Source organism: Kutzneria sp. 744 (assembly GCF_000568255.1).
Taxonomy (GTDB): domain Bacteria; phylum Actinomycetota; class Actinomycetes; order Mycobacteriales; family Pseudonocardiaceae; genus Kutzneria.
In genome coordinates this window covers 5,367,504-5,392,736 of sequence record NZ_KK037166.1, presented here as the reverse complement: position 1 = coordinate 5,392,736, position 25,233 = coordinate 5,367,504, and the positions used below count along the sequence as shown (strand labels likewise).

Here is a 25,233-nt window from a genome sequence, read left to right as displayed (position 1 = left end):
CGTCCACGATCCCGCCGCGCTCGCACGGTGAATGAGGTACGTGTGACATTACGCAGACTCGCCATTCTCTTGACGGCCGCCGCATCCGTGGCGCTGTCCGTGACCGTGCCGGCGCAGGCGGCGCCCTCACTGTCCACTCAGGACTCCGGGGCGGTGTTCACGGCGCTGCCGCCGACCCGGATCTTCGACAGCCGGACCAGCAGCAAGATCGAGAAGTACACCAGCCGGCCCGTGGCCATCCCGGCCGATCTGGTGCCGGACAACGCCACCGCCGTGGTGTTCAACCTGACCGGCACCAACCCGGACTTCCAGACCTACCTGGCCACCGGTCCGGGCGACCAGGGCTCGCCGAGCACGTCCAGCCTCAATCTCGACCTCGGCGAGACCCGGGCCAACCTGGTGACCGTCGCGCTGGGACACGGGGCGCACAAGGGCATCTGGATCGGCGCCGGACCCTACGCGGCCGACGCGATCGTCGACCTGGCCGGCTACTACGCGCCGGGCGCCGGCTCGAAGTACACGCCGCTGACCCCGCAACGCGTGCTGGACACCCGCGACTCCTCGCCGCTCGGCGCGGGCGGCACCGTCACGCTCGACCTGTCCTCGAAGGTGCCCGCCGGCGCCACGTCGGCGGTGTTCAACCTGACCGCCACCGACGTGACCGGCCCGACCTTCGTCACGGCCTACCCGGCCGACCGGCCCCGGCCGGACGCGTCCAACCTGAACCTGGTGGCCGGCAGGAACACGCCCAACCTCGTCACGGTGGCGCTGAGCCCGGACCGCAAGGTCAAGCTGACCAACTCCTACTGGTCGGTCGACCTGATCGCCGACCTGGCCGGCTACTACTCGCCGACCTCGACGCAGGCCTTCTACTCGCTGTATCCGACGCGGGTGCTGGAAACCCGGGACATGGACGGCGGCCCGAAGCACCCGATCCAGGCGGGGGAGAGCCGCAAGCTCGACCTGAGCGGCTGGCTGCCGGCCGGCGCGACGGCCGCGGTGACCAACCTGACCGGCACCAACGTCAGTCAGTCCACTGTGGTCACCGCCTGGGCCGACGGCACGCCGAAGCCCGGCGTCAGCAACCTGAACCTGGTGCCGTACCAGACTTCCGCGAACCTGGCGATCGTGCCGGTCAGCGGGGACCGGGCCATCGATCTCGACAACCTGGCCGGCCAGGTGGACATGGTCGTCGACCTCGCCGGCTACTTCGCGCCGCCGATTCCCGCCTGCACCACCAACTGCGCCTTCGGCATCGAGAACAACTTCTCCGGCCAGTTCGGCAACGGGACCACCGACACCAGCGGCAGAGCCGGGCCGGTGTTCGCGTACGGGCTCAAGGATGTGAAGTCCATCGTCGGCAGTGTGAACGGGTCGGCCGTCTACGCCCTCAAGTCCGACGGCACGGTGTGGTCGTGGGGCGGGAACGGCGAGGGGCAGCTGGGCATCGGCAAGTACGGCCACGCCGAGGGGCCGACCGGTCACCCGTACGCCTATCCGCCGCCCGCGTTCTACTCGACGCTGCCGGTGCAGATTCCGGGGCTGCACAACATTGTCGCCATCGCCGACGAGATGGCCCTGGACGCAGACGGCCACGTCCACACGTGGGGCGTCAACACCACCTGGCAGCTCGGCACCGGGTCCACCGACGGCGCCCAGATCGCCGGATCCCCCGTGCAGGTGCCGAACCTGGACAACGTGAAGGCGATCTCCGTGGCCCGGTCGCCCAGCAACCTCGCCGGCATCACGCGGTTTGTGATGACCAACGACGGCAAGGTGTGGAGCTGGGGCGACAACTCCCGGGGCGCGCTGGGCGTCGGCACCCACGCCGACCTGAGCAAGTGCTTCGGGTCGGACGGCGCGACTCCAGGCGCCGACCCGTCCTGCGCCTCCGCGACGCCGGTGCAGGTGGTCGGTCTGTCCGGGTGTGACGAGCTCGGTTCCCGCGTCGTGCTCTGCAAGAGCAACGGCAGCGTGTGGCGCTGGGGCGGACTGGGCATCAGCGCCGAGAACGACAGTCCGGTTTCGCTGCCGGCCACGACCGGCACGGTGACGCACGTGCAGCGCGATGCCGCCGACGTCGACGGGGCCCGGGGCATCCTGGCCAACGGCCGGGTCTGGCAGTGGGACGACGGTGCGATGTACGTCGGCGACACGACAGGCGCGCTGGACCCGTGGCTCGCCTCCGTCGCGTCGATCGCCGAGGGCCTGCCCGACCGGGTGCTCGCCACCGACAGCGCGGTGTACGAGACCGGTCACCCGATGACCAGTCCGATCATCACCGGGGTCACCACTATCGGCGACGGCGGCTACGGGGTGGTCGGCACACCCTGACCGCGCACCAGGGCGGCGAGGACCAGCCGGATCAGCGGGTGGTCCTCGCTTCCCTTGCGCACGGCGGCGAACACCCGGCGCAACGACTGGTTTCCCTTGACGGGGACGGCGACCGCGCCGGGCGTTCGCGTGAAGGCGTTGCGCGGCACCAGCGCCACGCCCGCGCCGGCGGCGACCAGGGCCACGATGGCGCTGAAGTCGTCCGAGGTGTGCCGGATGTGGGCGTCGGAGCAGGCGAGTAAAAGCACGTCCCGGCAAGGGTTTCCGGGCAGCGGGGCGATCCAGGCCTCGTCGCCGAGCGTGCTCACGTCCACTTCGGACTTCCCGGCCAGTCGGTGATCGGCCGGCAGCACGACGTCGAAAGGCTCGACGTACAAGGGAAAACGCTTGAGCCGGCGGTCGTCGGTGCGCGGCTCGGGCCGGTACTCCTCGGTGATGGCGACGTCGATCTCGCCGTCCAGCAACAACGGCACGCTGGCGTGCCCCTCGGCGTCCTGCACGAGCAGCGTCACGTCCGGGACGCCGGCCCGCAGCGCGGCCACGGCCGGTGCGACCACCTGCGTGATGGCCGAGGCGAAGCTGGCCAGACGGACCGGGCCGCGCACGCCGGCGGTGAACGCCGCCAGCGTGGCCTCGGCCCGTTCCAGCTCGGCCGCGACGGCGTTGGCGTGCACGACCAGCAGCTCGCCGGCCGGCGTCAGCCACACCCGCCGGCCCTTGCGCCGCAGCAGCTGCTGCCCGGTCTCCGTCTCCAACGCCGCCAACTGCTGCGAGACGGCGGACGCCGTCAGATGCAGCGCCCGCCCCGCCGCGGTCACCGTGCCGTGATCGGCCAGCGCCCGCAGCACCCGCAACCGTCGAGGATCGATCATCCGTCCATCTTGGACCGCGCCGCGACGAAGGCGTCGACCGCGCGGTTGACATCGTCCAGCGAGTGGGCCGCCGACATCTGCGTGCGGATGCGCGCCTTGCCGTGCGGCACCACCGGATACGAGAAGCCGATCACGTAGATGCCCTGCTCCAGCAGCAGATCCGCCATCCGACCGGCCTTCGCGGCGTCGCCGATCATCACCGGGATGATCGGGTGCTCGCCCGGCAGCAGGTCGAAGCCCTCCTCGGTCATGCGGCGGCGGAACAGCTCCGTGTTGGCCCGCAGCCGCTCCAGCAGCTCGCCGGACGAGCTGAGCAGGTCGAGGGCGGCCAGCGCGGCGCCGGTGATGGACGGGGCCAGCGAGTTGGAGAACAGATACGGCCGCGACCGCTGGCGCAGCATCTCCACGATCTCTGCCCGCCCGGAGACGTAGCCGCCGCTCGCGCCGCCCAGCGCCTTGCCCAGCGTGCCGGTCACGACGTCCACCTTGTCGGTGACGCCGAACAGCTCCGGCGTGCCGCGGCCGGTCGGGCCGGTGAAGCCCACCGCGTGCGAGTCGTCCACCATGACCAGGGCGTCGTAGCGCTCGGCCAGCTCGCAGATCTGGTCCAGCGGCGCCAGGTAGCCGTCCATGGAGAACACGCCGTCGGTGGCGATCAGCCGGTAGCGGGCGTCCTTCGACTCCTGGAGGATGCGCTCCAGGTCGGCCATGTCCCGGTTGCGGTAGCGCTGCCGCTTGGCCTTGCACAGCCGCACGCCGTCGATGATCGAGGCGTGGTTGAGCTCATCGGAGATGACCACGTCCTGATCGCCCAGCAGCGTCTCGAACAGGCCGCCGTTGGCGTCGAAGCAGGAGCTGTACAGGATCGTGTCCTCGGTGCCGAGGAACTCCGAAAGGCGGCTCTCCAGCTGCTTGTGGAGCTCCTGCGTGCCGCAGATGAAGCGCACCGACGCCATGCCGAAGCCCCAGCGGTCCAGCGCCTCGTGGGCCGCCTTCACCAGCACCGGGTGGTCGGCCAGGCCCAGGAATCTGGGGCGCGAGGACGGCCAGCGCAAAATACGATCTAGCGATATGACCGTGAACAACTGATCAAGGGCCCCACACACCGGGATATACATATGTCGAAATATCGAGTCGTCGCAGGTAAAACCAGACATAGCTGGGTATTCAAGCCGGTGGAGAGGAACCCTGAGGGTGGTGTGAGCTATACCTTGAGGCGACAGGTTAATACACACCGGCACGTATGTGAGCGAGCGTTGGGAGTCGTGCGAATAAACCACCGACGCACACTTGTTTCACATTTGGTAATCATTGCCAGCCGTTTGGCACCCAATCGTGTACCCGCGTTAGCGACCCAAGAACGGAGGGCGGGTTGGCACCCTCGAAGATCCCATTCCTAGGGTACCAATCTGTATTACGCACCTGTAGACGCCCAAGGAAGTGTTGAGACTAGCGTGTAGTACATCACTAGGTTGACTGTGCTACAGCCCGGCCTCGCGGATCTCGGCCAGCCCGGCCCGCAGGTCCTCCCGCATCGCGCCGTACATCACTTCTCCGTCCAGTCGAGTAGCACCTTGCCGCAGCGGCCGGCCCGTGTCGTGTCGAAGGCCGTGCGGTGCTCGGTGTAGTGGAACTTGTGCGTGATCACCGGGGCCACGTCCAGGCCGGCCTGCAGCAGCACCGACATCGAGTACCAGGTCTCGAACATCTCCCGGCCGTAGATGCCCTTGAGGTGCAGCATCTTGAGCACCACCGAGCCCCAGTCCACCGGGAACTCCTTGGCCGGCAGGCCCAGCATGGCGATGCGGCCGCCGTGCGACATGTTGGCGATCATGTCCTGCAGCGCGCTGGGCTGGCCGGACATCTCCATGCCCACGTCGAAGCCCTCGGACATGTTCAGCCGGTCGTGGGCGTCGGCCAGCGTCGAGGAGGCCACGTTCAGGGCCAGGCTCACGCCGACCTTGCGGGCCAACTCCAGGCGGTGCTCGCTGACGTCGGTGATGACGACGTGGCGGGCGCCCGCGTGCCGCGCGATGGCCGCGGCCATGATGCCGATCGGGCCCGCGCCGGTGATCAACACGTCTTCGCCGATGACCGGGAAGGACAGCGCCGTGTGCACCGCGTTGCCCAGCGGGTCGAAGATCGCGGCGACGTCCAGGTCGACCTCGGTGCGGTGCACCCAGGCGTTCTGCTCCGGCAGCACCGCGTACTGGGCGAACGCCCCGTTGCTGTGCACGCCCAGGCCCCGCGTGTTGGCGCACAGGTGGCGGCGGCCCGCCTTGCAGTTGCGGCACGTGCCGCAGACCAGGTGGCCCTCGCCGCTGATCAGGTCGCCGACCTTGACGCCCGTGACGTTGCGGCCGGTCTCCACCACCTCGCCGACGAACTCGTGGCCTGCAACCAGCGGGGGCTTCACATTGCGCGCCGCCCAGTCGTCCCAGGAATCGATGTGCAGGTCCGTGCCGCAGATGCCGGTGCGCAGCACCCGCACCGCCACGTCCGCGGGCCCGACCTGCGGGTCCGGCACGTCGGTGAGCTCGAGACCCGGCGCCGCGTCGACCTTGACCAGTGCCTTCATGGCCGAAGTCTGACCCCACGCCGCTGTGCAGTCCATCGCGACTTTCTGAATTCGCTTGTTAGTGGTATTTCACAGCAGCGGTCGGCGGGCGGGGCGGTAGCCTTTGGTCGTCCGTTAAGGGGAGAACGGCGGTATTCCGGACATGTCCACCGAGCCCGAACAGCCCGCGTACCAGAACTATCCGGCGATGCCGCCGGCCCAGGCGTCGCCCTGGAGCCAGGCCACGCCACCCGGCGCTCACGGCCTGCCCTACGGCACGCAGCCGCCTCATGGCTCGCAGCCCGTGCCCTACGGCTCGCAGCCGGGCTACTACCCGCCGCCCGGCTACCGCCCGGGGGTCAACGGCTTCGCCGTCGCGTCCCTGGTGCTGGGCATTCTCGGCCCCGTCGGCGGCCTCGTGCTCGGTCTCGTGTTCGGCATCATCGCGCTGGTCGACATCCGCCGCACCGGGCAGCGCGGCAAGGGCCTGGCCATCGCCGGCATCTCCGTGTCCGGCGTGTGGATCCTGCTGGTCGGGGCCTTCCTCGTGGTGGGCCTGTTCGCCGCGGCCACCGATCCCGACCGGGCGTCGTCCTCCAGCTACGACATCAAGCCGGGGCAGTGCTTCGACCGGCCCACCACCAGCAAGGGCGCGACCGTCACCGTGCGGGACTGCGCCACGCCCCATGACGCCGAGGCCTTCGCCGTCGAGCCCGTCCCCGGGTCGGCGTACCCCGGGCTGACCGTCGTCGAGTCCCTCGGCAGCCGCAAGTGCCCCGACGACTCCGACCGCTTCCTCACGCCCGGCCTCAACTACCCCGACTTCGCCGTGCACTACCTGTATCCGCAGGAGAGCTCGTGGTCGCGCGGGGACCGCTCGGTGATCTGCTTCTTCCGCCGCGCCGACGGTTTCCCCTTCACCGGGCACGTCAAGGACACCGGGCTGCCCTACACCGCCGACCAGAAGCGCTACCTGGACGCCGTCGCCCCGTACGACAAGATCGTCGACGAGGAGTACGACACCGCCACCTGGTCGGAGGAGCGGGAGGTCGTCGGTCGTTCCGTTGCCGTGCTGCAGAAGGAGATCGAGGTCCTCAAGGCCGGGCCGTGGCCCACCAACGCCCAGTCCGCCATCGGCGATCTCGTCACGGCCAAGCAGCTGGAGCTGGCTGACCGCCAGCGGGCCGCAGCCGCCACCGACTCCGACAGCATGGACGACGCCCTCGACGACGCCCTCGACCACGACGGCTCCGAGGTGGACCTCACCATCAGGACGGCCCTGCACCTGCCTGCCCGTTGACCCTTGGCTACGCTGTGCCGTCCGTTGAAGGGGAGGAAACGGTGGTACATCAGCATGTCCATTGAACCTGAGCAGAGCGACCCGACCCTGCCGCCGGCCGCGCCGGAGCCGATGCCGGCCAGACGCCACTACGTCAAGCCCCTGATTGTCGGCGTCGCGTTCGTCGCCGTCACGGCCGGGCTGTTCGTCTACCGCCTCGACCGGGAGAACCAGGCCCCGCCACCGCCCGTCACGCCGGCCAGCTACGACTTCCAGGCCGGGCAGTGCTTCAACCGGGACCAGATCGAAGGCGCCGGCCACTCCGCACCCCTGGACTGTGCCCAGCCGCACACCGCCGAGGTGTACGCCGTCGAGCCGCTGAGCGGGGACGCCTATCCCGGTCAGACCGTCGTCGAGGCCCTCGGTCACCGCAAATGCCCCGCCGAGTCGGCCAAGGCACTCACGCCCGACACGAACTACTCCGGTGTGACGACCGCGTTCCTCTACCCGCTGGAAAACCCGTGGGCGCACGGCGACCGGTCCATCAAGTGCTTCTTTTACCGCCAGGACAAACTGCCGATGACCGGGCGCGTCAAGGACAGCGGCCTGCCCTACACGCCCGAGCAGAAGCACTACCGCGACACCGTCAAGGCTTATGACGCGATCCTCGGCGAGGAGGACCCCACCGTCGGCTGGACCGCCGAGCGTGACGTCGTCGCACGGTCGATTCCCGTTGTGCAGCAGGAGATCGCCGCGCTCCAGGCCGGTCCCTGGCCGCACGAGTTCGGGGGCACGATGAAGGATTTGACCGCCGCCAAGCAGGTCGAGCTGGCCGACCGCCAGCGCGCCGCGGCCGCCACCGACGAGGGCACCTTCAAACACGCCCTCGACGACGCCACTGCCCACAGCGGCTCCGAGAACGACCGGACCGTCAAGGCCACGCTGGGCCTGGCCCCGGCCTGACGGTCGCCGCGGCGGGTTTCTATTCCTGAAGATGGCCAACGGTAGTGGTGCTGCAGAGAACTCCACATCCCGTTCATTAATAGTACGAAAGTGTCATGCTCCATACTGTTCTTACTACCCCTCCTGGAATGGCTTCCTCTTCGCGGTCCATCACCTTCGATCACCGCTGTTCGCCGCGCCACTCCACCGTCTCGTCGTACGGCCCGATGTGCCGCTGCGGCGGCTGCTGCTGGTGGGTCGGCTCGATCTTCACCGTCCCCGGCGCGAAGCTCGTCAGGATGCCCGTCACCGCCAGCCCGATCGCCAGGTTGATCAGGCCCGTCGTCACCTTGCTCGCCACGTCCACCGCCAGGCTCAGCGGCAGCACCACCGCGATCAGGGTCAGCAGCACCATGATCCACGTGAAGAACACCGTCGCCCTCGGCGTCGTCAGCAGCAGCAGATGGAGCAGCCCCGTCGCCGCCAGCGCCACCGCCGCCGACACCAGCGCGTACGTCACCGTGTTCGCGTTGCCCCACACCCCCTCGCCCTTCGGGGCCAGCACGTCCACGTGCACCAGGCCCCGGGCGACGAGGATGCCCACCACCGCGATCAGCCCCGCCACCAGCGCCGTTGCCACCGCCCCCGCCCACAATCTGCCCGCGTCGACCCTGATCTGGATGTTGTTGTCGGTCATCACGCGTCCTTCCGCACGCCGGCCCTCCCCCGATTGTCCCGCCCCGAGCCGGTGCGCGCCCGCCAGCAATCGGACGTGTCTAGCCGCGCTCCCTCTTGAGCTGCTCCAGGAAGGTCTCGAAGACCGACCGCGGCTCAGCGTCGCCTCCCGGATGGACCTCGATCCCGCCGCCGTCGTTGAGCACGATCTGCCGCCCCGGGTAGGTCCGCCGGGCCGTCTCCACATCCCGCTCGTCGAACTCGCCCGAGTACACCAGCACCCCGGCGAACAGCTCCGCCTTGAACGTCCCGCTCGGCCATCGGTACCGCCACATCTCGATTTCGAACAGCTCGTCCGGTGCGGGCAGATCCGGTCCGGTCATCGGAAGTCCTCCCCAGGTGATGATCTTCGACGCTAACCCGGCGACCCGTCGAAAACTGGCCGCGTCACTGTCGCGCGGACTTGACGGCACCATCGGATGAAACGCCGGCGGTTGCCTCATCGGGGCGCGGCGGCTCGGTCTGATCGGCTCCCGAAGCTGTCACTTTCGACCCGGCGGTACTGAGCCCCTGACCGCGAACGGACCTAGACTCGCGTCCGTTCGAGTGACCGGGCGAGCGGGGAGGCGGGACCGTGCCGTACGAGGCGGCGGGTGGGCGTTACGAGGAGATGGACTACCGGCGGTGCGGGCGCAGCGGGCTGCGGCTGCCGGGGATCTCGCTGGGGTTGTGGCACAACTTCGGGGACGACCGGCCGTACGAGGCGGGCCGGGAGATCGTGCGCCGGGCGTTCGACCTGGGGATCACGCACTTCGACCTGGCCAACAACTACGGCCCGCCGTACGGGAGCGCGGAGGCGAACTTCGGCAGGATGCTGGCCGACGACCTCAAGCCGTATCGGGACGAGCTGGTGATCTCGACGAAGGCGGGCTACGACATGTGGCCGGGCCCGTACGGGGAGTGGGGCAGCCGGAAGTACCTGACGGCGTCGCTGGACCAGTCGCTGGGGCGCATGGGCCTGGACTACGTGGACATCTTCTACTCGCACCGGTACGACCCGGACACGCCGCTGGAAGAGACGATGGGCGCGCTGGTCAGCGCCTACCAGCAGGGCAAGGCGCTGTACGTGGGCGTGAGCAGCTACTCGGCGACGAAGACGCGGGAGGCGGCGGAGATCCTGCGCACGGCGGGGGTGCCGCTGCTGATCCACCAGCCGTCGTACTCGATGCTGAACCGCTGGATCGAGGCGGAGCTGCTGGACGCGCTGGACGAGGTGGGGGCGGGCTGCATCGCGTTCTCGCCGCTGGGCCAGGGCATGCTGACGGACAAGTACCTGAACGGGCTGCCGGAGGGTTCGCGGGCGACGCAGGACAAGTCGCTGTCGACGGATCTGCTGTCGGACGAGAACCTGGCCCGGATCAGGGCGCTGAACGACATCGCGCAGCAGCGGGGGCAGTCGCTGGCCCAGCTGGCGTTGACGTGGACGCTGCGGGATCCGAGGGTGACCTCGGCGCTGATCGGGGCGAGCTCGGTCAAGCAGCTGGAGGACAACGTGGCGGCGCTGAACGCCCCGCCGCTGACGGACGACGAGCTGGCGGCCATCGACAAGCACGCGGTGGAGTCGGGCATCGACCTCTGGGCGCGTTCACACCTGGCGGGCTGACAGGGGAAACCGCACCGTGAACGCGGTGGCGCCGGGCCGGCTCTGCAAGGTGACGGCGCCGCCGTGCGCGGTGACGAGGGAGTGCACGACGGACAGGCCGAGCCCGGTGCCGCCGCTGCGCCGGGTGCGGGAGTCGTCGACCCGGTAGAAGCGATCGAACACCCGGGCCTGGTTCTCGGGGCTGATGCCGGGCCCGCCGTCGGCCACCTCGGCGACGGCCCAGCCGAGCTCGGTACGCAGCCGCAGCGTCACGGGCGTGCCGGGGTCGGTGTGCACGGCGGCGTTGGTGAGCAGGTTGTCGAGAACCTGCCGCAGCCGCATGGGGTCGCCGATCATGGGTAGCGCTGAGGGCTCGACCTCCAGCGCGAACGGATGGTCGGGGCGAGCGGCCTGGAAACCGTCGGCGGCGGCCACAGCGATCTCGACGAGGTCAACCGGCTCGGGTCGTAGCGGGGCCTCGGCGGCGTCGAGCCGGGCCAGCAGCAGCAGGTCGTCGAGCAGCAGGCTCATCCGCCCGGCCTCCTCACGCATCCGCGCGAGGTGCCGTTCCCGCTCGGCGGGCTCGTTGGCCGCGGCGTACGCGAAGAGGTCGGCGTAGCCACGGATCGAGGTGAGCGGGGTCCGCAGCTCATGGGAGGCGTCGGCGACGAACTGCCGCAGCCGCTGCTCGGCGGCCGACCGCGCGACCAATGAGTGGTCGATGTGATCGATCATCACGTTGAACGCCGACCGCAGCTCCTCGACCTCGATGCCGCCGCCCTCGCCCTTGGCCCGCACCGAGAGGTCGACGGACTTGGCCGTCAGGTCGGTGGAGGCGACAGTGTGCGCGGTGGAGGACATGTCGGCCAGCGGCCGCAGCCCGCGCCGCAGCACCTGCTGCCCGACCAGGACCAGCACCACCAGCGCGACGCCGAACGTCACCAGGTTGACCATGATCATCCGACGGATGGTGGCCTCGGTGTCGCCCTCGGACAGCCCGACCACGGCGACCCTCTTGAGCAGCGGGGTGTTCACGGAGGTCACCGCCATGAACCGGTACCGGACCCCGCCGGCCTCCACCTCCTGCTCGGGGTGCTGCAGGGGACTGCTCACCAGCGCCCGCGCGGCCAGCGCGATCAGCTGCTGACCGTCCACGGGCGGATGGCTGGTGCTGTCGGTCAGCTTCACGTTGTTGCCGGGGCTGAACTCGACCGTCACGCCGACCGGCGGATCGTGGTCGGCCACGCTGCCGTGCCCGAACTTGCCGGGTGACGGGTTGACGTTGCCGGTCGCCTTGAACTGGCCCAACGTCGTGGACAGCTGGTCGCTCAGCTTGGTGTCCAGGTACTGGTGCAGCAGCGACGTCGTCACCACGCCGACCAGCCCGAACACCACCAGTGCCAGCGCGCCCAGCGCCAGCGCGAGCTGGGTGCCCAGCCGCAGCCGCCGCCAGGCGGCCGTCAGCCTGCCCATCAGGTGGCCCGGCGGACCACGTAGCCGACGCCGCGGATCGTGTGGATCAGCGGCTCGTTGCCGGTGTCGAGCTTGCGGCGCAGGTGTGAGATGACCAGCTCCACCACATTGGACCGGCCGCCGAAGTCGTAGTCCCACACGTGATCCAGGATCTGCGCCTTGGTCAGCACGGCCGGGGAGCGCCGCATCAGATAGCGCAGCAGCTCGAACTCGGTGGGCGTGAGCGACACGTTCTCCTCGCCGCGGCGCACCTCGCGGGTGTCCTCGTCCAGCTCCAGGTCCTCGACCGCGAGCACGGACCGCTTCCAGCCGGGGCCGGTGGTGCGGCGCAGCACGGCCCGCAGCCGGGCCATCAGCTCCTCCACCGCGAACGGTTTGACCAGGTAGTCGTCGCCGCCCCGGGTCAGGCCGGCGACCCGGTCGGCGGTGGCGTCCTTGGCGGTCAGGAACACCACCGGCACCATCGCGCCGGTAGCCCGCAGCCGGTCCAGCACGGTGAAGCCGTCCAGGTCGGGCAGCATGAGGTCGAGCACGACGATGTCCGGGTTGAACGCCGCCGCCTCGGTCAGCGCGGACGAGCCGTTGTTGGCCACGCGGGCGTGCCAGCCCTCGTACTTCGCCACCGTGGCCACCAGGTCGGCGATGTGGGGCTCGTCGTCGACGACCAGCAGTCGTACCGGGGCCTCCGCCTTGTCAGCTCGCACGTGACCATGGTGCGGCCTGCGGTGGGCGCCGGGCGAGTCGACGCCCCGGTCGACAGCCGACCGACAGAACTTGCACAGCCGCCGCACAGGCTCGATCGCCATTGTTGAGGTCATGCGGCACGTCGAGCAGGTGATGGGGATGCCGGTCTCGGTCGACGTCCGCGACCCGGTCGACGGCACCCCGCGGCACCTCGACCTGCTGTACGCCGACCTGCGCCGCGTGGATGCCCGGTTCAGCCCGTTCCGCCCGGACAGCGAGGTCAGCCGCTACGGCCGGGGCGAGGTCGCCGAGGTGTCGGCCGAGCTGGCCGAGGTGATCGACATCTGCCGGCACTACGAGTGCATCAGTGACGGCGCCTTCACCGCTACCCCGCCTGGTCACTCGTTCGACCCGTGCGGCGTCGTCAAGGGCTGGGCCGTCCAGCGGGTGGCCGATCAGCTCCGGGAGCGAGGGGTTGAAAGGTTCTGTGTCAACGCCGGCGGCGACGTCGTGACCGTTGGCGAGCCCGAGCCCGGCCGTCCCTGGCTGGTCGGCATCCGCCACCCCGAGCAGGCCGACCGCATGTGCGCCGTCCTGGGCGTTCGTGACCTGGCCGTCGCCACCTCCGCCACGTATGAACGGGGCGAGCACATCCTGGACGGCCGCACCGGCCTCCCGGCCCGTGGCCTGCTCAGCGTCACCGTGGTGGCCGCCGATCTCACCACCGCCGACTGTGTTGCCACCACTGCCTTTGCCATGGGCCGCCCCGGCGTCGCCTGGGCCGACTCCCAGCCCGGCTGCCTCGTCTTCGCCGTCGACGCCGACCTGTCCGTCCACCGCTCCGCCGCCCTGGACCCCTACCTCATCGCCGACGTCGTCCAACCCCCGCGAGTCCCGCTCTCCGGCACACCGAAACACGCTTTCAGGCACAGAGCCGGGCCACGCCCCTGACGCCACATTCGACTCCTCGCCGCCACGCCCTTGACGCCACATGTGCGCCACATTCGACTCCCAACGCCACATGTGGCGCACATGTGGCGGAAAAGAGGGGTGGGGGTGCGAGGTGTGCGAGATGCGCGAGGGGTGGGGGTGCGGGGGTGTGGGGGTGGCTATGAAGACAGGCGGGCCAGGCGGAGGCCGCTCAACAGGAGTTCCAGGCCGAACTCGAAGGTCTCCGTGGTGTGGTGCCCGACGCCGGCGGCGGTGAGCAGGGGGAACAGCACGGGGTCGGGTTTCTCGGTGCGGGGCTGGGCGGTCTGCTCGTCGGCGACGAAGCCGGTGACGTAGCTGAGCAGGCAGACGAGGGCGCGCATGGCGTCGGGGGTGGTGAAGCCGGCGGAGGTGAGCATGCGCAGGGACAGCTCGGCGAGGCGGTTGACGGCGGGGTCGGCGGTGCAGGCCTCGGCCAGGACGCGGGCGCCGTCGCGGTGCGACAGGAGGGTCTGCCGGTAGGCGCGGGCGATGTCGCCGAGCTGGTCCATCCACGCGCCGTCGGGGGCGATGCCGCCGATGCCGTCGCGGATCATGGCGGCGGCCATCTGGTCGACGAGGTCCTGGCGGTTGCGGACGTGCCAGTAGAGGGCGGGGGCCTGAACGTGCAGCCGTTCGGCCACGCCGCGCAGGGTGAGGTCGGCCAGCCCGACCTCGTCGAGCAGCTCCAACGCGGCCTGCACGACGGCGTCCCGGCTCAGTTTCACGAGTGACACCTTAACGGCGTTCTCCGCACGCTTAACGACGTTAAGGAAATCCGAACCGATCAAGTGCGAGAATCAGGTTTGCCGCTGCGATCTGACGGGCAGGCGGTGAGGGTCGGAGAGGAGGCCGCTGGTGCCGTTGTCGCGTAACGCGCCTGGCTCGGCGGCCCTGAACACCGGTGATGCTCCGATAGGGTGGGGTGGCTGTGACCGGTCACACGCGCTCTGTTACGGTTGCCGCGCAAACCGGGGAGCGGCTGGGTTTGCCAATTCCGTTGGCGCAAGGCCACTTCCGCTTCGCCAGACCTTGATCACCGGCAGGTCGGGACCCCCGCTCGGGGTGGGTTCCGAGCTGTTGGCGGCCAAACTGGCGCAGCGCGGTCCCGTCGTCCGCAATCGGGAGCGGACGGCGGGATCGCTTCGCATGCGACCGTCGGCTGTCGGACCACGAATCGGGCAAAGATGTCCGGGTTTTTCGACCTGTGGCCGGCCGACCCGGGGACCGTCCAGCCCTGGTGGCGGTAGTTTGCCCGTCAGAACCACCTGATGGGGCGGGAGCAGCTCGTGACCAGCGCGCATCCGGCAGTCCGTCGCGGCGGTGTTCTGATCCGCCTGCTCGGCCGGCCTGAGATCCTCGGGGTCGACGGTCCACTTCCCGTCGACTCGGCCGAGGCCTGCACGCTGCTCACCAGAATCGCGTTGCACCCCAACGAAATCGTGCTGACCGAGCACACCGAGGCGGCCGACGAGCTGCGGGTGCTGCTGGACAAGGCCGACCCGGGCGGCGACACCGAATTGATCACCGAGCGCTTCGGCTACCGGCTGCGCATCGACCCCGAGCGCATCGACGTGCACGACCCGACGGCCATTTCCGCCGCCGATCTGGTGCTGCTGCCGGACGCGCTGCGCCGCGACCTGGTCGGCCGCCAGATGACCGAGCTGCACCGGCAGGGCCGCCGCGCCGAGGCGCTGGCCGTCTACGAGCGCATCCAGGCCGGCCGCCGCGACCAGCCGCTGGACCCGGTGCTGCGCGCCCTCTACGACCGCATCCTCTACGACGACCCGTCGCTGCTGCCGCCGGAGCCGTCCAGTGTGGAGATCGCCGGCGTGGTCGTGCCGGCCCAGTTGCCGCCGGCCCCGACCGGCTTCACCGGCCGCCACGAGGAACTGTCCAGTCTGGACCGTCTGCTCCAGGAGGACACGTCCACGCTGGGCGTTGTCGTCGGTGCCGCGGGCACCGGCAAGACCGCGCTGGCGGTGACCTGGGCCGGTCAGGTGGCCCGTGAGTTCCCCGACGGCCAGCTCTTCGTCTGCCTGCGCGGCTACGACCAGAACCGGCCGCCGGCCGAGCCGGCCGACGTGCTGCGGCGGTTCCTGATCGCGCTGGGTGTGGCGCCCCAGGCGGTTCCCGTCGACCTGGCGGAGCGGGCCGCGCTGTATCGGTCGCTGCTGACCGGCCGCCGCATGCTCGTGATGCTGGACGACGCCCGCGACTCGGAGCAGGTGCGTCCGCTGCTGCCCGGCGGCCGTGGCCCGTTGACCATCGTCACCAGCCGTCGGCGGCTGGACGGACTGGTCGCGCGGGACGGGGCCGCGTACGTGCCGGTGGGCACGCTGCCGGGCCCGCAGGCGGTGCGGCTGCTCGACGAGGTCTCGGACATCGCCTGGTCGCAGCGTGATCCGGTGAATGCGTCACGAATTGCAAACCTTTGTGGTCATCTTCCGCTGGCCCTGCGGATCGTGGGCGCGCGGCTGGCCATGGCCCCCAACGGCACGCTGGCCCGGCTGGCCGACGAACTGGCCGACGAGCGGCACCGGCTCCAGGTGCTGGACATCGAGGACGCCGACGACGACATGCAGGTGAGCGTGCGGCGGGCGTTCGACGTCTCCTACCGCACGCTGCCGCCGGAGTTCGCGTCCGTGTTCCGGCTGCTGGGTTTCTTCCCCGGGGCCAACTTCGGGCCGCACCTGGTCGCGGCCATGGGCAACGGCTCGGTCGGCTCCGCCCGCACGGCGCTGCGCGCGCTGAGCGCCGCCCATCTCATCACCGAGACCAGCCAGGACTGGTTCACGATGCACGACCTCGTGCGGCTGCACGCCCGTGAGGTCGCCTCCGCCGAGCTCACGCAGGCAGAGGCGTTCGCGGTCGGCGCGCGCGTGCTGGAGTACTACTGCGTGGTCTCGGACCGGGCCCGCCGGCTCATCCGCCCGCCGGCCGACTCGCTGGCGCCGAGCCTGTGCTCGCTGGTGGCCACGCCCCGGCTGGAGAACCGGGCCCACGCGCTGACGTGGTTCGAGCGCGAGCGCAGCAACCTGCTTTCCGTGCTGCGCAATGCGCACCAGGGCGCTTTCAGCACGCACGTGTGGCAGCTGGCCCGGCTGCAGCTGGACTTCCTGGCCACGCACTGCCCGTGGGAGGACTGGCGCACCAGCCACGAGCTGGGGCTGGCCGCAGCGAAGGCGGCCGGCGATCGCAACGGCGAGGCCCTCATGCACCACGGTCTCGGCCTGCTCTACGGGCGTCTGGGCGAGCACGAGCGTGCGCTGGCCGAGCACGAGGCGTGCCGACGGCTGGCCGAGGGCGACGGCGACCTGCCGGTGGTGGCGCTCGGATCGGCGCACGCGGCGTCGGCGCTGTTCCACCTGAGCCGTCATGACGAGGCGATGGCGCTGTCGCGTCAGTCGCTCGCGCTGTACCGGCTGCTCGGTGACCGCTACCGGCAGGCGCAGCCGCTGAGCACGCTCGGCGAGCTGGCCCGGTTGAGCGGCGATTACGAGGGTTCGCTGGCCTACAACCAGCAGGCGCTGCACATCTACCAGCAGTACGACGACTCGGAGCGGCAGGCGTGGGTGCGGGTGCACCTGGGCGAGACCAACCGCGCCGCGGGCTGGCTGGACCATGCCGAGGCGTCGTTCAACGAGGCCGTCCGGCTGTCCCGGGTGAGTGGCACCGCGCTGCGTGAGGGTTACGCGGTGCGGGGTCTCGGCGATGTCTATCTGGACCGTGGCGACAAGCTGGCCGCCCGCCAGGTGTGGGAAGAGGCACTGCGCACGTTCGGCCACATCGGCGCGCCATGGGTGGCCAGCGTGCGGGCGCGGCTCGCGAAATTGTTCGGCTGAGGGAACTCGGAGCCCCGGTCACGCGTCACAAGCTTCATACCGGACGGGTGACACGAACGGACCAGCACCGTGACCATCGACTACTGTGGGTAGTCTTTTGTTAGCCTGTTCCGGGGAGACGCCTCACGAACGGTTAACAGGTTCCCGTAAGTTGGACGCATCGCTCGCCTCAGGGAGCTGCCCCGAATGATGCTGCCGTCCACGACCGTCGAGCGAGCAGGTGCCACGCTCGAGTTCGGCGTGCTCGGTCCGGTACAGCTGCTGGTCGACGGGCGCCCGGTGCCGCTCGGCGGATCCGGCGTGCGCAGCCTGCTCGCGCTGCTGGTGCTCGACGCCAACCAGGTCGTCTCCTTCGACCGGATCGTCGACACGCTGTGGGCCGACGAGCCGCCTGAGACGGCGCGCACCATCGTGCACGGCTACGTGTCCAAGCTCCGGCGCATTCTGGCCAAGGCCGGCGGCGCCGCCTCCATCCGCACCCAGCCGCCCGGCTACGTGCTCCAGGTGCAGCCCGAACTCGTGGACCTGCACCGCGCCAAGCGATTGATCGGCGACGCCAGCGGTCGCCCGGCGGCCGAGCGGGCCGAGCTGCTCGGTCGCGCGCTGGAGCTGTGGCGCGGCCCGGGCTGGCCGGCGCGCAGCTGCAGAAGACGGGCCAGCCCGACATCGACGAGCTGCGGCTGGTGGCCGTGGAGGAACGCGTCGCCGCCGACCTGGAGCTGGGCCGGCATGCCGAGGTGATCGGCGAGCTGCGCCGGCTGGTCGACGATCATCCGTTCCGTGAGCGGCTGCTCAGCCTGCTGATGCTGGCCCAGTACCGGTCGGCCCGGCGCATCGACGCCCTGGTCTCCTACCGGCGGTTTCACCGCTACGCCACCGAGGAGCTGGGCATCGATCCCGGCCCCGAGCTGCGCCAGTTGCACGAGCAGGTGCTGCGCGACGACCCGGCGCTGCGGCTGCCGACGCGGACGCAGTCCGGCCGACAGGTCTACGGCCCGGTCATCCCGGCCCAGCTGCCCGCCGCGACCAGCGCGTTCGCCGGCCGGGACGTGGAGCTGGCGTGGCTGGACGGCCTTCAGCACGGCGGCGGCGTCGAGGGGGCGATCACTGTCGCCGGCGTGGTCGGCCCGGCCGGCATCGGCAAGACCGCCCTGGCCCTGACCTGGGCGCATCGCAACGCCGGCGCTTTCCCGGACGGCCATCTGTTCGCGGCCCTGCGCGGCTTCGACCCCGGCCACGAACCGACGTCGCCGGCCGAGGTGCTGACCCAGTTCCTGCTGGCCCTCGGCGTACCGGCGGAGGCGATCCCGTTCGACCTCAACGAGCGCGCGGGCCTCTACCGGTCGCTGCTGGCCGAGCGTCGCGTCCTGGTGCTGCTGGACGACGCCCGCGACTCCGAGCAGGTGCGGCCGTTGTTGCCGGCCGGCTCCGGCTCGCTGGTGGTGGTCACCAGCCGTCGTCGTCTGGACGGGCTGGTGGCCCGCGGCGGCGCGCGGCTGTTGGCCCTGACCACGCTGTCCAGAGGCATCCGTTCGCCTGGGCCGGGTCTTCTACTAGCAGATACAAAATAAAGGGATTATGTTAGGTTAACGTAATATTTCCCCTGATAATGCCAGCTCGACCTTATACGCTCTCTCTAGGCCGTAAGGAACCATGGCTCACGGCCGGAGATCAGAGTCAGACGCCTAACTCTATGAAGAATCAGGGCACGAGTGAACCGCGGAAGATTGTTAGCACCGAGGCGGAGCAGAACTAAGCTACACTCAGAGTGTTATAATCTAATAAGAGTTGCGACACGCGTGAGTTTAGATTAATCTCTCACAGTGGGTTGAGATTAGAGTGTGCGGCACACGCTAGGTGACAGAAGCGCGCCCTTCAAGGGCCGAATCGCCAATGCCGCTCCCTGGGCCACTAAGGGCTCCCCGGATCATCCGTCAACACTAACCTGCTGGACTTCTCGACCGGACATCAGCGCCGCAGCGCCGAGATCGACTCGCTGCGACGGCTGGCCGCCCTCTGCGGGCACCTTCCGCTGGCCCTGCGCATCGCCGCCGCCCGACTGGCCGCCAGTCCACAATGGACGGTTGACGACCTCGTCGGCGAGCTGGCCGACGAGCAGCACCGGTTGCGCGCCCTCGACCTGGAGGACGCCGACACCAGCGTGCGCGGGGCGTTCGACGTGTCGTACCGGACGCTGCACCCGGACCTGGCCGAGACCTTCCGCGCGATCGGCGTGCACGAGGGCGCCTCGGTGTCGCCGCACGTGGTCGCGGCCCTGACCGAGGTCGACCTGGTGACCGCCCGCCGCCGGCTGCGCGAGCTGGCCAGCGCCCACCTGCTGGCCGAGACCAGGGCTGACCGCTACACGCTGCACGACCTGATCCGCCTGCACGCCCGCGAGATCGCCGCCACCGAGCTGACCGGCCAGCAGCGGACCCGGGCCGTGGAAAAGCTGGTGAACTACTACCTCCTCGTCGCGGACCGGGCGCACCGGCTGATCCGGCCGCCTCGCGACAACCACGTGGCCGCGGTGTCCGGCGAGGGCGTCGAGATCCCGATGCTCGCCTCGGCCGAGCAGGCGTTGCGCTGGTTCGACACGGAGTGGCCGAACCTGGTCGCCGCCGTGCAGCTGGGCGCGGCGGCCGGGCTGCACCGGCTGACCTGGCAGCTCGCGCTGTGCCTGCGCACCTATGTGTACCTGCGGGGTCTGACATCCGACTGGGCCGCGGTGTTCGAGTTGGGCCTGCGCGCCGCTCGTGCGGTGGGTGACCGTGACGGCGAATCGCGCATGCTGCGCGGCCTGGGCAACGCCGCCGAACTGGTCGGCGAGTACGAACTGGCGCTGCAGCGCTACGTCGAGGCCCACACCATCGCCGTCCACCTGGACGACCCGGCCCTGATCGCGCTGACCGGCGACAACCTCGGCGGCATCCTGTCCGAGCTGCGCCGGTTCGACGAGGCCGAGGCCCATCTGAACACGTCGCTCGGGCTGTACCGGCAGATCGGCGACGGCCAGGGCGAGGCCATCGCGCTGAACAACCTCGGCGTGCTGGTCCAGGACCGCGGCGAGAACGAGAAGGCCTTCGAGTACTACCGGCGCGCGTTCCAGCTGCACCGGGACGGCGACAACCACGAGGACGGCGCCCGCTCGCTGGCCAACCTGTGCTGGGTGAGCCGCCAGCTGGGCCGCTACACCGAGGCCGAGGGCTACGCCCGCGACGGCCTGCGACTGGCCCAGACCTACGGCATGGCCTACGTCGAGGCGATGCTGCACCACCAGCTCGGCGAACTGCACCTTGAGCAGGGCCGCGGGCAGGCCGCGCGGCTCGAACTCAACCTCGCGCTGGCCGTCTACCGGCGGATGCGCTCGCCGTACGCGGACGCCGTCGACACCCTGTTGGCTGGTTTAGCCGACGTTTAGTGCCCCCGTCAGGCGATGTGAAAACGTTGAAGGCGGACACCGCTGACGCTGTCCACGGGCGGACTGCGTGCGGGTGATGCTGGGGGAGACCCAGAGGGGGGTCTGTCACCCCGTCGGTTCAGGCGGCGCTCGGGGAGAGCGCCGGCTGGACCGCGTTGTGTGGTTCCTACTTGCACCTGGGGGTCAGGTAGGAACCACACAGCCTCGGGCGGCGTGTGCTCGCGGAAAGCGCGAGCCACGTCGTCCGTCTTCTCTTCCGGGGGACGACCCCCGTTGCCGGGTTGTGCCCGGCAGGTCGGATTCCGCTCAGAGCTCGCCGAGCTCCGGCCGCTTCGCCGTCAGACCGTCGCCCGAGTGCACGCGGCGCAGCCGCCGTCCGATCCACGGCATGAAGAAGTCCTTGGCCCAGCGCAGATCCTGCTGCCGCCGGGCCAGTCCGCCGAGCGGCACGGCCGGCGGCCACGGGTCGTTCCACGAATCGGCCTTGACGCCAAGGCGGTCGGCCACCAGCAGCGCCAACCGCCGGTGGCCCTCCGGCGAGGGGTGCAGCCGGTCGGCCGCCCAGGCGCGGGAGTCCCGCAGCATGTCCAGCGGCCACAGGTCGACCACGGTCGCGCCGTGCTTGTCGGCGATCGCCCGCAGGTGCCCGTTGTAGGTGGCGATCTTGCCGCGCAGCCGGCCCAGCACCGGGGTGCCCTTGGTGTCCATGCCCGTGAAGATCACCACGTGGCTGCCGGCCGCGGCCAGCTGCGTGGCGGCGTCGTCGAACAGGGCGGCGATCCGGTCCGGGTCGCTGCCCGGGCGGATGATGTCGTTGGTGCCGGCGCACAGCGTCACCAGGTCGGCCTTCATCGCGGCGGCGATCGGCACCTGGTCGGTCAGGATCTCCAGCATCTTGCGGCTGCGCACGGCCAGGTTGGCGTACCGGAACTCCGGCGCGTCCGCGGCCAGCAGCTCGGCCAGCCGGTCGGCCCAGCCCCGGTAGACCTGGCCGTCCGGCCCGAGATCCTCCAGGCCCTCGGTGAAGCTGTCCCCGACGGCGACGAACGTGGTGAAGCGGTGCGGCACTGCGGTCCCTCCCTCGATCCCCCGGCAAACTGGTTGAACTGGCCAACCAATCAGTCAGGATGCACGGCCGGGCTCGACCTACGCCACCGTCGGTTACGGCGCCGCGGGTGATCGGCTACCACTAGGGTCTGCGCCATGTCCGCACGCGTGCTCCCGCTGGTCGCGGGCCTGCTCCTGCTCACGGCCTGCTCCTCGGGTGGCAACACGTCCGGCGGGACCGGCACTCCCGGCGTGTCCGGGATCTCATCGCAACGGCCGGCTTCGCTGGACGGCGTCGACCCGTGCACGCTGCTCGACGACAAGGGCCGGGGCGCGCTCGGCATCGCCACGCCGCCACACAATGGGGTGAACGTGACGGCCACCAGCTCGTGCGGCTGGCTGCTCGGCGACGGCTACTACGCCACCGTCAGCCTCTTCACCCAGGTCGGCCTGGATGACCTGGCCGTTCCCGCCGGCACCACGGCCACCACGGTGGGCGGGCGGCCCGGCAAGAAGGTGCTCAAGACCGCCGACCCGGGCTGCTCGGTCTACCTCGCGGCGACCGCGCACTCCAGCGTGCAGATCGACGTTGACCAGGGCAAAGACCCCGAGGTCGCCTGCTACGACGCGCTCAAGGTGGCCTTCGTGGCCGACGGTCGTCTGCCCGCCGCGACCTGACCGTCCAGGGGCTACTGTCTGCGCCGACCCTGTCGCTCTCGGTGGACCCTGGAGTTGGTGATGCAGCGCTACGGGTGGCTGGTCGCCGCCGCCGCGACCGGCGTCGTGGTGGTTCTCGTGGCAGTCGTCGCCGGCGGCAGCGACGCCGCCCCGCAGCCGCACCCCGGTGATCTGCCGCCGCTCGGGCAGCCCGTCGTCGTGCAGGAGCCGGGCGGCGGGGAGCCGCTCAGCTACGGCGACACCGCCGCCTACGACGCATGCGCGCTGCTGTCCACCCGCACGCTCGGGGACCAGGGCGTGCGCATCGATCCCGGTTCGTCCTTTATCGACAGTCACCTCGACGGCGACGTGCCGGCCGATGCCGCCGTGCCGCAGGGCGGCCTGGACTCCATCAGCAACTGCCGGTACACGCTGGTCGGCGGGGACGAGCTCAGCGTCACCGTGCAGCAGACCCCGTTCACCACTTCGGACAAAGTGGACCAGACCCGCTCGTGGCCGCTGCAGAACAACGCCGTGATGCGGCACGACCGGGGGCTGGAGGTGTCGTCCTATCGCGACGGCGCCGGCTGGACGACAGTGATCGGCCGGCCCAAGCTCGCGGTGACGATCAGCTTCGATCTGCGCCGACCGGTGTACGGCGACCGGGACCAGCACCAGTTCGTGCTGGACGTGACCCGGACCGTGGTCGACGCCGTGGTCGCCGGGGCCGCCGGGCCGGCGGTGTACCGGCACACCGCGCCGTTCACCGGCGTGAAGAGTCCGTGCCTGCTGCTGTCCTCCGACGCCTTCCAGCAGGCCTACCCCGGCGGACCGTCCTCGCTGGTCCTGGAGTACGCCGACGCCGGCTTCGCTGCCGTGCCGCAGGACGACGGCGAGACCGCGCTGCGCACCTCCGCCAGCTGCGTGCGGTCCAACGTCGTGCCCGACGGGGCGCTCGGTCCGCAGTACCGGGATATCCGGATGGACATGACGGTCTGGGACAAGCCGCAGTGGACCGTCCAGCACGACCGGGCCGACTGCGGCGGCCAGGCCGTGACTCTTGGCGTGACTCTTGGTGACGGCGCCAGCTGCCTGACCGATTCAGGGCCGTCGACCTGGAATCTGTCCTTCCGAACGGGACGATCGGTGATCACGCTTTCCACCGGCGGCACGGCCGCCGGTGACCGTGAGACGGTGAAACGGCTGCTCACGCCGGTCGCGCGGGCCGTGGTCACGCGACTGCGGTGAATATCTCTTCCGACCGGGAACCTTGGTGAACTATTCCGCGTCCGAGTGGACGATTCGCTAGCATCAGGAACCGTCAGCACTCAGGGTGGGGAGAGGCATGTCGACACCAGGGGACCAGTCGTCGATGGACCCGGCGGCGCAAGCCACGTACGAGTACGCGCAGCGGGTCAACCAGCAGTCCGGCGGTGGGGGCGGGCTGTTCGGCGGTCTCTTCTCGATGGTCGAGGGCCTGTCGGGCGCGGCCCAGGCCGGCCAGTTCGCGGTCGACGAGAACACCGCCAAGGTCATCAACGACAAGCTCACCGAGATCAAGAGCATCGCCGCGAAGGCGCGTATGCGGCTCCTCGATCCGAGCACGATGCCCATCGGCGCCGGGTACGCGCAGCAGATTGCCCAGCGCAACCTGCAAATCTCCAGCGGTGGCCAGGATTCGGGCTCGCAGCAGATGTACCGGTTCGCCAGCAGCCTGGACGCGCTCATCGAAGCGATCAATTCCAGTGTCACCGGATACCAGAGCACCGATCAGGATGCGCACGGCGGCGTGAAGCGGGCGGGTAATTACTAGTGCGTCGTTCCTTGCTACTGACCGTGGTCACGGCCGGTGTCGCGTTGGCGGCTGCCGGCTGTGGCGGAGCCGCGGGCGGCACCGCTTCGCCCGCGACCGACACCAGCGCCGGGTCGGCGAAGACCACCAGCGCTGCCGCGCCGGCGTTCGACAAGTGCGCGGTGCTGCCGCAGGACGTGCTGGCGTCGATGGGGCTCGCCGATCCGCCCAAGGTTGACCCGGACACCGGCCAGTGCACCTGGTTCGCCGCTAACAAGGACGGTGTCGGCACCCAGGTCGGGTCCTACCCGCTGGACAAGCGGCCGGATCCCAACGGTCTCCACCCGACCCTCACGCCGTTCACGATCGGCAGCCACAAGGCCATGCTGGTCGCCGCGCCGGACGCCGGCACGTGCGGCGTGGACCTGGCGCTGGACCCGAACACCACTTTCATCATCAGCGTGGTGGCGCTGGACTCGAAGACCGCGCCCGCCGCCTGCGACCACGCCAGGGCGCTGGCCAACGGCGCCGAGCCGAAGCTGCCGAAGTCATGAGTCTTTTCGAAACAGGGGGTATGGAGCGATGACGGGACACCCCGCGGTTCCCCATCCGAACGCCAACTACCCGGGCTTGTCGCACGACGACCTCAAGAAGCTCGTGACGACCAACGTCGACCCGGGCGCGGCGTACAAGGCCGGGGACGAGTGGAAGGACCTCGCCGGGCAGCTGCGCGAGGCCGCGATCACGCTGGACGCCGCGATCAACGGGTCGCAGTCGCACTGGGAGGGTGCGGCGGCCGACCTCGCTCGCGCGCACCTGTCCAAGGTCCGTGACTGGAGTGCCGACACCGCGGAGTTCTTCAACGCGACCGGCACCGCCATGCACGACCAGGTGGACGCGGCGGCCAAGGCCAAGACCGACATGCCGGAGCCGGTGAACTTCGACCCGGTCAAGATGATGGAGCACGCGGCCGGCAACCCGATCGCCATGATCGCGCTGCCGGTGCAGATGTACACCACCTACAACGCCTCCAACGAGGCCAAG

At 70.0% G+C, this 25,233-nt stretch carries 23 protein-coding genes and 1 pseudogene; 14 read left to right on the top strand and 10 right to left on the bottom strand.

Annotated features, from left to right (window positions below):
* The first annotated feature begins 42 nt into the window (after window positions 1-42).
* Window positions 43-2,334, top strand: coding sequence for an RCC1 domain-containing protein (locus KUTG_RS24160; RefSeq protein ID WP_157494729.1), 2,292 nt, complete (start codon window positions 43-45; stop codon window positions 2,332-2,334).
* On the opposite strand, the gene KUTG_RS24155 is transcribed toward KUTG_RS24160, so the two are convergent.
* The 3 genes and pseudogenes from KUTG_RS24155 to tdh all read right to left on the bottom strand — a co-directional run bounded on the left by KUTG_RS24155 (window position 2,310) and on the right by tdh (window position 5,784).
* Complete coding sequence (locus KUTG_RS24155) at window positions 2,310-3,206, bottom strand: LysR family transcriptional regulator (protein WP_043719810.1); 897 nt, start codon at window positions 3,204-3,206, stop codon at window positions 2,310-2,312. The genes KUTG_RS24160 and KUTG_RS24155 overlap by 25 nt on opposite strands.
* Window positions 3,203-4,234: pseudogene (locus KUTG_RS24150) on the bottom strand (glycine C-acetyltransferase); the annotation flags it as partial. The gene KUTG_RS24155 and the pseudogene KUTG_RS24150, both read right to left, overlap by 4 nt.
* A 518-nt stretch (window positions 4,235-4,752) precedes the next feature.
* On the bottom strand, window positions 4,753-5,784 hold the full coding sequence (gene tdh, locus KUTG_RS24145; RefSeq protein WP_043719808.1) for an L-threonine 3-dehydrogenase: 1,032 nt from the start codon (window positions 5,782-5,784) through the stop codon (window positions 4,753-4,755).
* A 142-nt stretch (window positions 5,785-5,926) separates the two neighbouring features.
* Here tdh and KUTG_RS53810 point away from each other — a divergent pair, with 142 nt between their 5' ends.
* Together KUTG_RS53810 and KUTG_RS53805 are read left to right on the top strand one after the other, a co-directional pair.
* Entirely contained in the window at window positions 5,927-7,063 is a 1,137-nt protein-coding gene (locus KUTG_RS53810) for a DUF4190 domain-containing protein (RefSeq protein ID WP_052395337.1), read from the top strand.
* A gap of 54 nt (window positions 7,064-7,117) precedes the next feature.
* The gene (locus tag KUTG_RS53805; RefSeq protein WP_052395335.1) at window positions 7,118-8,005 is read left to right on the top strand and encodes a septum formation family protein; all 888 of its coding nucleotides are present in this window, start codon (window positions 7,118-7,120) and stop codon (window positions 8,003-8,005) included.
* 160 nt (window positions 8,006-8,165) lie between these two features.
* On the opposite strand, the gene KUTG_RS24130 is transcribed toward KUTG_RS53805, so the two are convergent.
* Together KUTG_RS24130 and KUTG_RS24125 are read right to left on the bottom strand one after the other, a co-directional pair.
* Complete coding sequence (locus KUTG_RS24130) at window positions 8,166-8,681, bottom strand: DUF6069 family protein (RefSeq protein ID WP_198047294.1); 516 nt, start codon at window positions 8,679-8,681, stop codon at window positions 8,166-8,168.
* 79 nt (window positions 8,682-8,760) lie between these two features.
* A complete protein-coding gene (locus KUTG_RS24125) occupies window positions 8,761-9,042 on the bottom strand; it encodes a hypothetical protein (protein WP_043719805.1) in 282 nt (93 codons plus the stop codon).
* Window positions 9,043-9,293: 251 nt separating this feature from the next.
* Here KUTG_RS24125 and mgrA point away from each other — a divergent pair, with 251 nt between their 5' ends.
* Window positions 9,294-10,322 carry an L-glyceraldehyde 3-phosphate reductase gene (mgrA, locus tag KUTG_RS24120; protein ID WP_043719800.1) on the top strand — a complete coding sequence of 343 codons (1,029 nt, stop codon included), beginning with the start codon at window positions 9,294-9,296 and terminating at the stop codon, window positions 10,320-10,322.
* On the opposite strand, the gene KUTG_RS24115 is transcribed toward mgrA, so the two are convergent.
* Together KUTG_RS24115 and KUTG_RS24110 are read right to left on the bottom strand one after the other, a co-directional pair.
* Window positions 10,305-11,774, bottom strand: a complete 1,470-nt coding sequence (locus KUTG_RS24115; RefSeq protein ID WP_043719798.1) for a sensor histidine kinase — start codon at window positions 11,772-11,774, stop codon at window positions 10,305-10,307. The two genes, mgrA and KUTG_RS24115, sit on opposite strands and share 18 nt — an antisense overlap.
* Window positions 11,774-12,478 (bottom strand): response regulator transcription factor, encoded by a 705-nt coding sequence (locus KUTG_RS24110; RefSeq protein WP_043730447.1) that lies wholly within the window; start codon window positions 12,476-12,478, stop codon window positions 11,774-11,776. The genes KUTG_RS24115 and KUTG_RS24110 overlap by 1 nt, the downstream gene beginning before the upstream one ends.
* Window positions 12,479-12,590: 112 nt before the next feature.
* Between KUTG_RS24110 and KUTG_RS24105 the strand changes: the two genes are divergently transcribed.
* On the top strand, window positions 12,591-13,409 hold the full coding sequence (locus KUTG_RS24105; protein ID WP_063753557.1) for an FAD:protein FMN transferase: 819 nt from the start codon (window positions 12,591-12,593) through the stop codon (window positions 13,407-13,409).
* 158 nt (window positions 13,410-13,567) lie between these two features.
* Here the strand turns inward: KUTG_RS24105 and KUTG_RS24100 are convergent, their stop codons facing one another.
* Window positions 13,568-14,155, bottom strand: coding sequence for a TetR/AcrR family transcriptional regulator C-terminal domain-containing protein (locus tag KUTG_RS24100; RefSeq protein WP_043719796.1), 588 nt, complete (start codon window positions 14,153-14,155; stop codon window positions 13,568-13,570).
* Window positions 14,156-14,698: 543 nt separating this feature from the next.
* Here KUTG_RS24100 and KUTG_RS24095 point away from each other — a divergent pair.
* The 3 genes from KUTG_RS24095 (at window position 14,699) to KUTG_RS24090 (ending at window position 18,843) form a co-directional block, all read left to right on the top strand.
* Window positions 14,699-17,272 (top strand): ATP-binding protein, encoded by a 2,574-nt coding sequence (locus KUTG_RS24095; RefSeq protein ID WP_052395333.1) that lies wholly within the window; start codon window positions 14,699-14,701, stop codon window positions 17,270-17,272.
* 186 nt (window positions 17,273-17,458) lie between these two features.
* Window positions 17,459-18,013: an AfsR/SARP family transcriptional regulator gene (locus KUTG_RS63875; RefSeq protein WP_084579724.1), complete on the top strand. Its 555-nt coding sequence runs from the start codon at window positions 17,459-17,461 to the stop codon at window positions 18,011-18,013.
* Window positions 17,956-18,843, top strand: a complete 888-nt coding sequence (locus tag KUTG_RS24090; protein ID WP_369794651.1) for a BTAD domain-containing putative transcriptional regulator — start codon at window positions 17,956-17,958, stop codon at window positions 18,841-18,843. The genes KUTG_RS63875 and KUTG_RS24090 overlap by 58 nt, the downstream gene beginning before the upstream one ends.
* Before the next feature lie 356 nt (window positions 18,844-19,199).
* Here KUTG_RS24090 and KUTG_RS53800 read toward each other — a convergent pair whose 3' ends face one another.
* Window positions 19,200-19,394, bottom strand: coding sequence for a hypothetical protein (locus tag KUTG_RS53800; RefSeq protein ID WP_052395331.1), 195 nt, complete (start codon window positions 19,392-19,394; stop codon window positions 19,200-19,202).
* A 3-nt stretch (window positions 19,395-19,397) separates the two neighbouring features.
* Between KUTG_RS53800 and KUTG_RS24085 the strand changes: the two genes are divergently transcribed.
* Window positions 19,398-20,693 carry a tetratricopeptide repeat protein gene (locus KUTG_RS24085; RefSeq protein WP_052395329.1) on the top strand — a complete coding sequence of 432 codons (1,296 nt, stop codon included), beginning with the start codon at window positions 19,398-19,400 and terminating at the stop codon, window positions 20,691-20,693.
* 306 nt (window positions 20,694-20,999) lie between these two features.
* Here the strand turns inward: KUTG_RS24085 and KUTG_RS24080 are convergent, their stop codons facing one another.
* On the bottom strand, window positions 21,000-21,761 hold the full coding sequence (locus KUTG_RS24080; RefSeq protein WP_043719794.1) for an SGNH/GDSL hydrolase family protein: 762 nt from the start codon (window positions 21,759-21,761) through the stop codon (window positions 21,000-21,002).
* Window positions 21,762-21,896: 135 nt separating this feature from the next.
* Here KUTG_RS24080 and KUTG_RS24075 point away from each other — a divergent pair, with 135 nt between their 5' ends.
* The 5 genes from KUTG_RS24075 to KUTG_RS61610 form a co-directional block, all read left to right on the top strand.
* Entirely contained in the window at window positions 21,897-22,418 is a 522-nt protein-coding gene (locus tag KUTG_RS24075) for a DUF3558 family protein (RefSeq protein ID WP_043719788.1), read from the top strand.
* 60 nt (window positions 22,419-22,478) lie between these two features.
* Window positions 22,479-23,645: a hypothetical protein gene (locus KUTG_RS24070; protein ID WP_157494728.1), complete on the top strand. Its 1,167-nt coding sequence runs from the start codon at window positions 22,479-22,481 to the stop codon at window positions 23,643-23,645.
* Window positions 23,646-23,742: 97 nt separating this feature from the next.
* The gene (locus KUTG_RS24065) at window positions 23,743-24,210 is read left to right on the top strand and encodes a hypothetical protein (protein WP_198047293.1); all 468 of its coding nucleotides are present in this window, start codon (window positions 23,743-23,745) and stop codon (window positions 24,208-24,210) included.
* 11 nt (window positions 24,211-24,221) lie between these two features.
* Window positions 24,222-24,743 carry a DUF3558 family protein gene (locus tag KUTG_RS24060; RefSeq protein ID WP_198047292.1) on the top strand — a complete coding sequence of 174 codons (522 nt, stop codon included), beginning with the start codon at window positions 24,222-24,224 and terminating at the stop codon, window positions 24,741-24,743.
* Between the two features lie 28 nt (window positions 24,744-24,771).
* A partial coding sequence (locus tag KUTG_RS61610) for a WXG100 family type VII secretion target (RefSeq protein ID WP_198047291.1) occupies window positions 24,772-25,233 on the top strand: 462 nt, incomplete at its 3' end.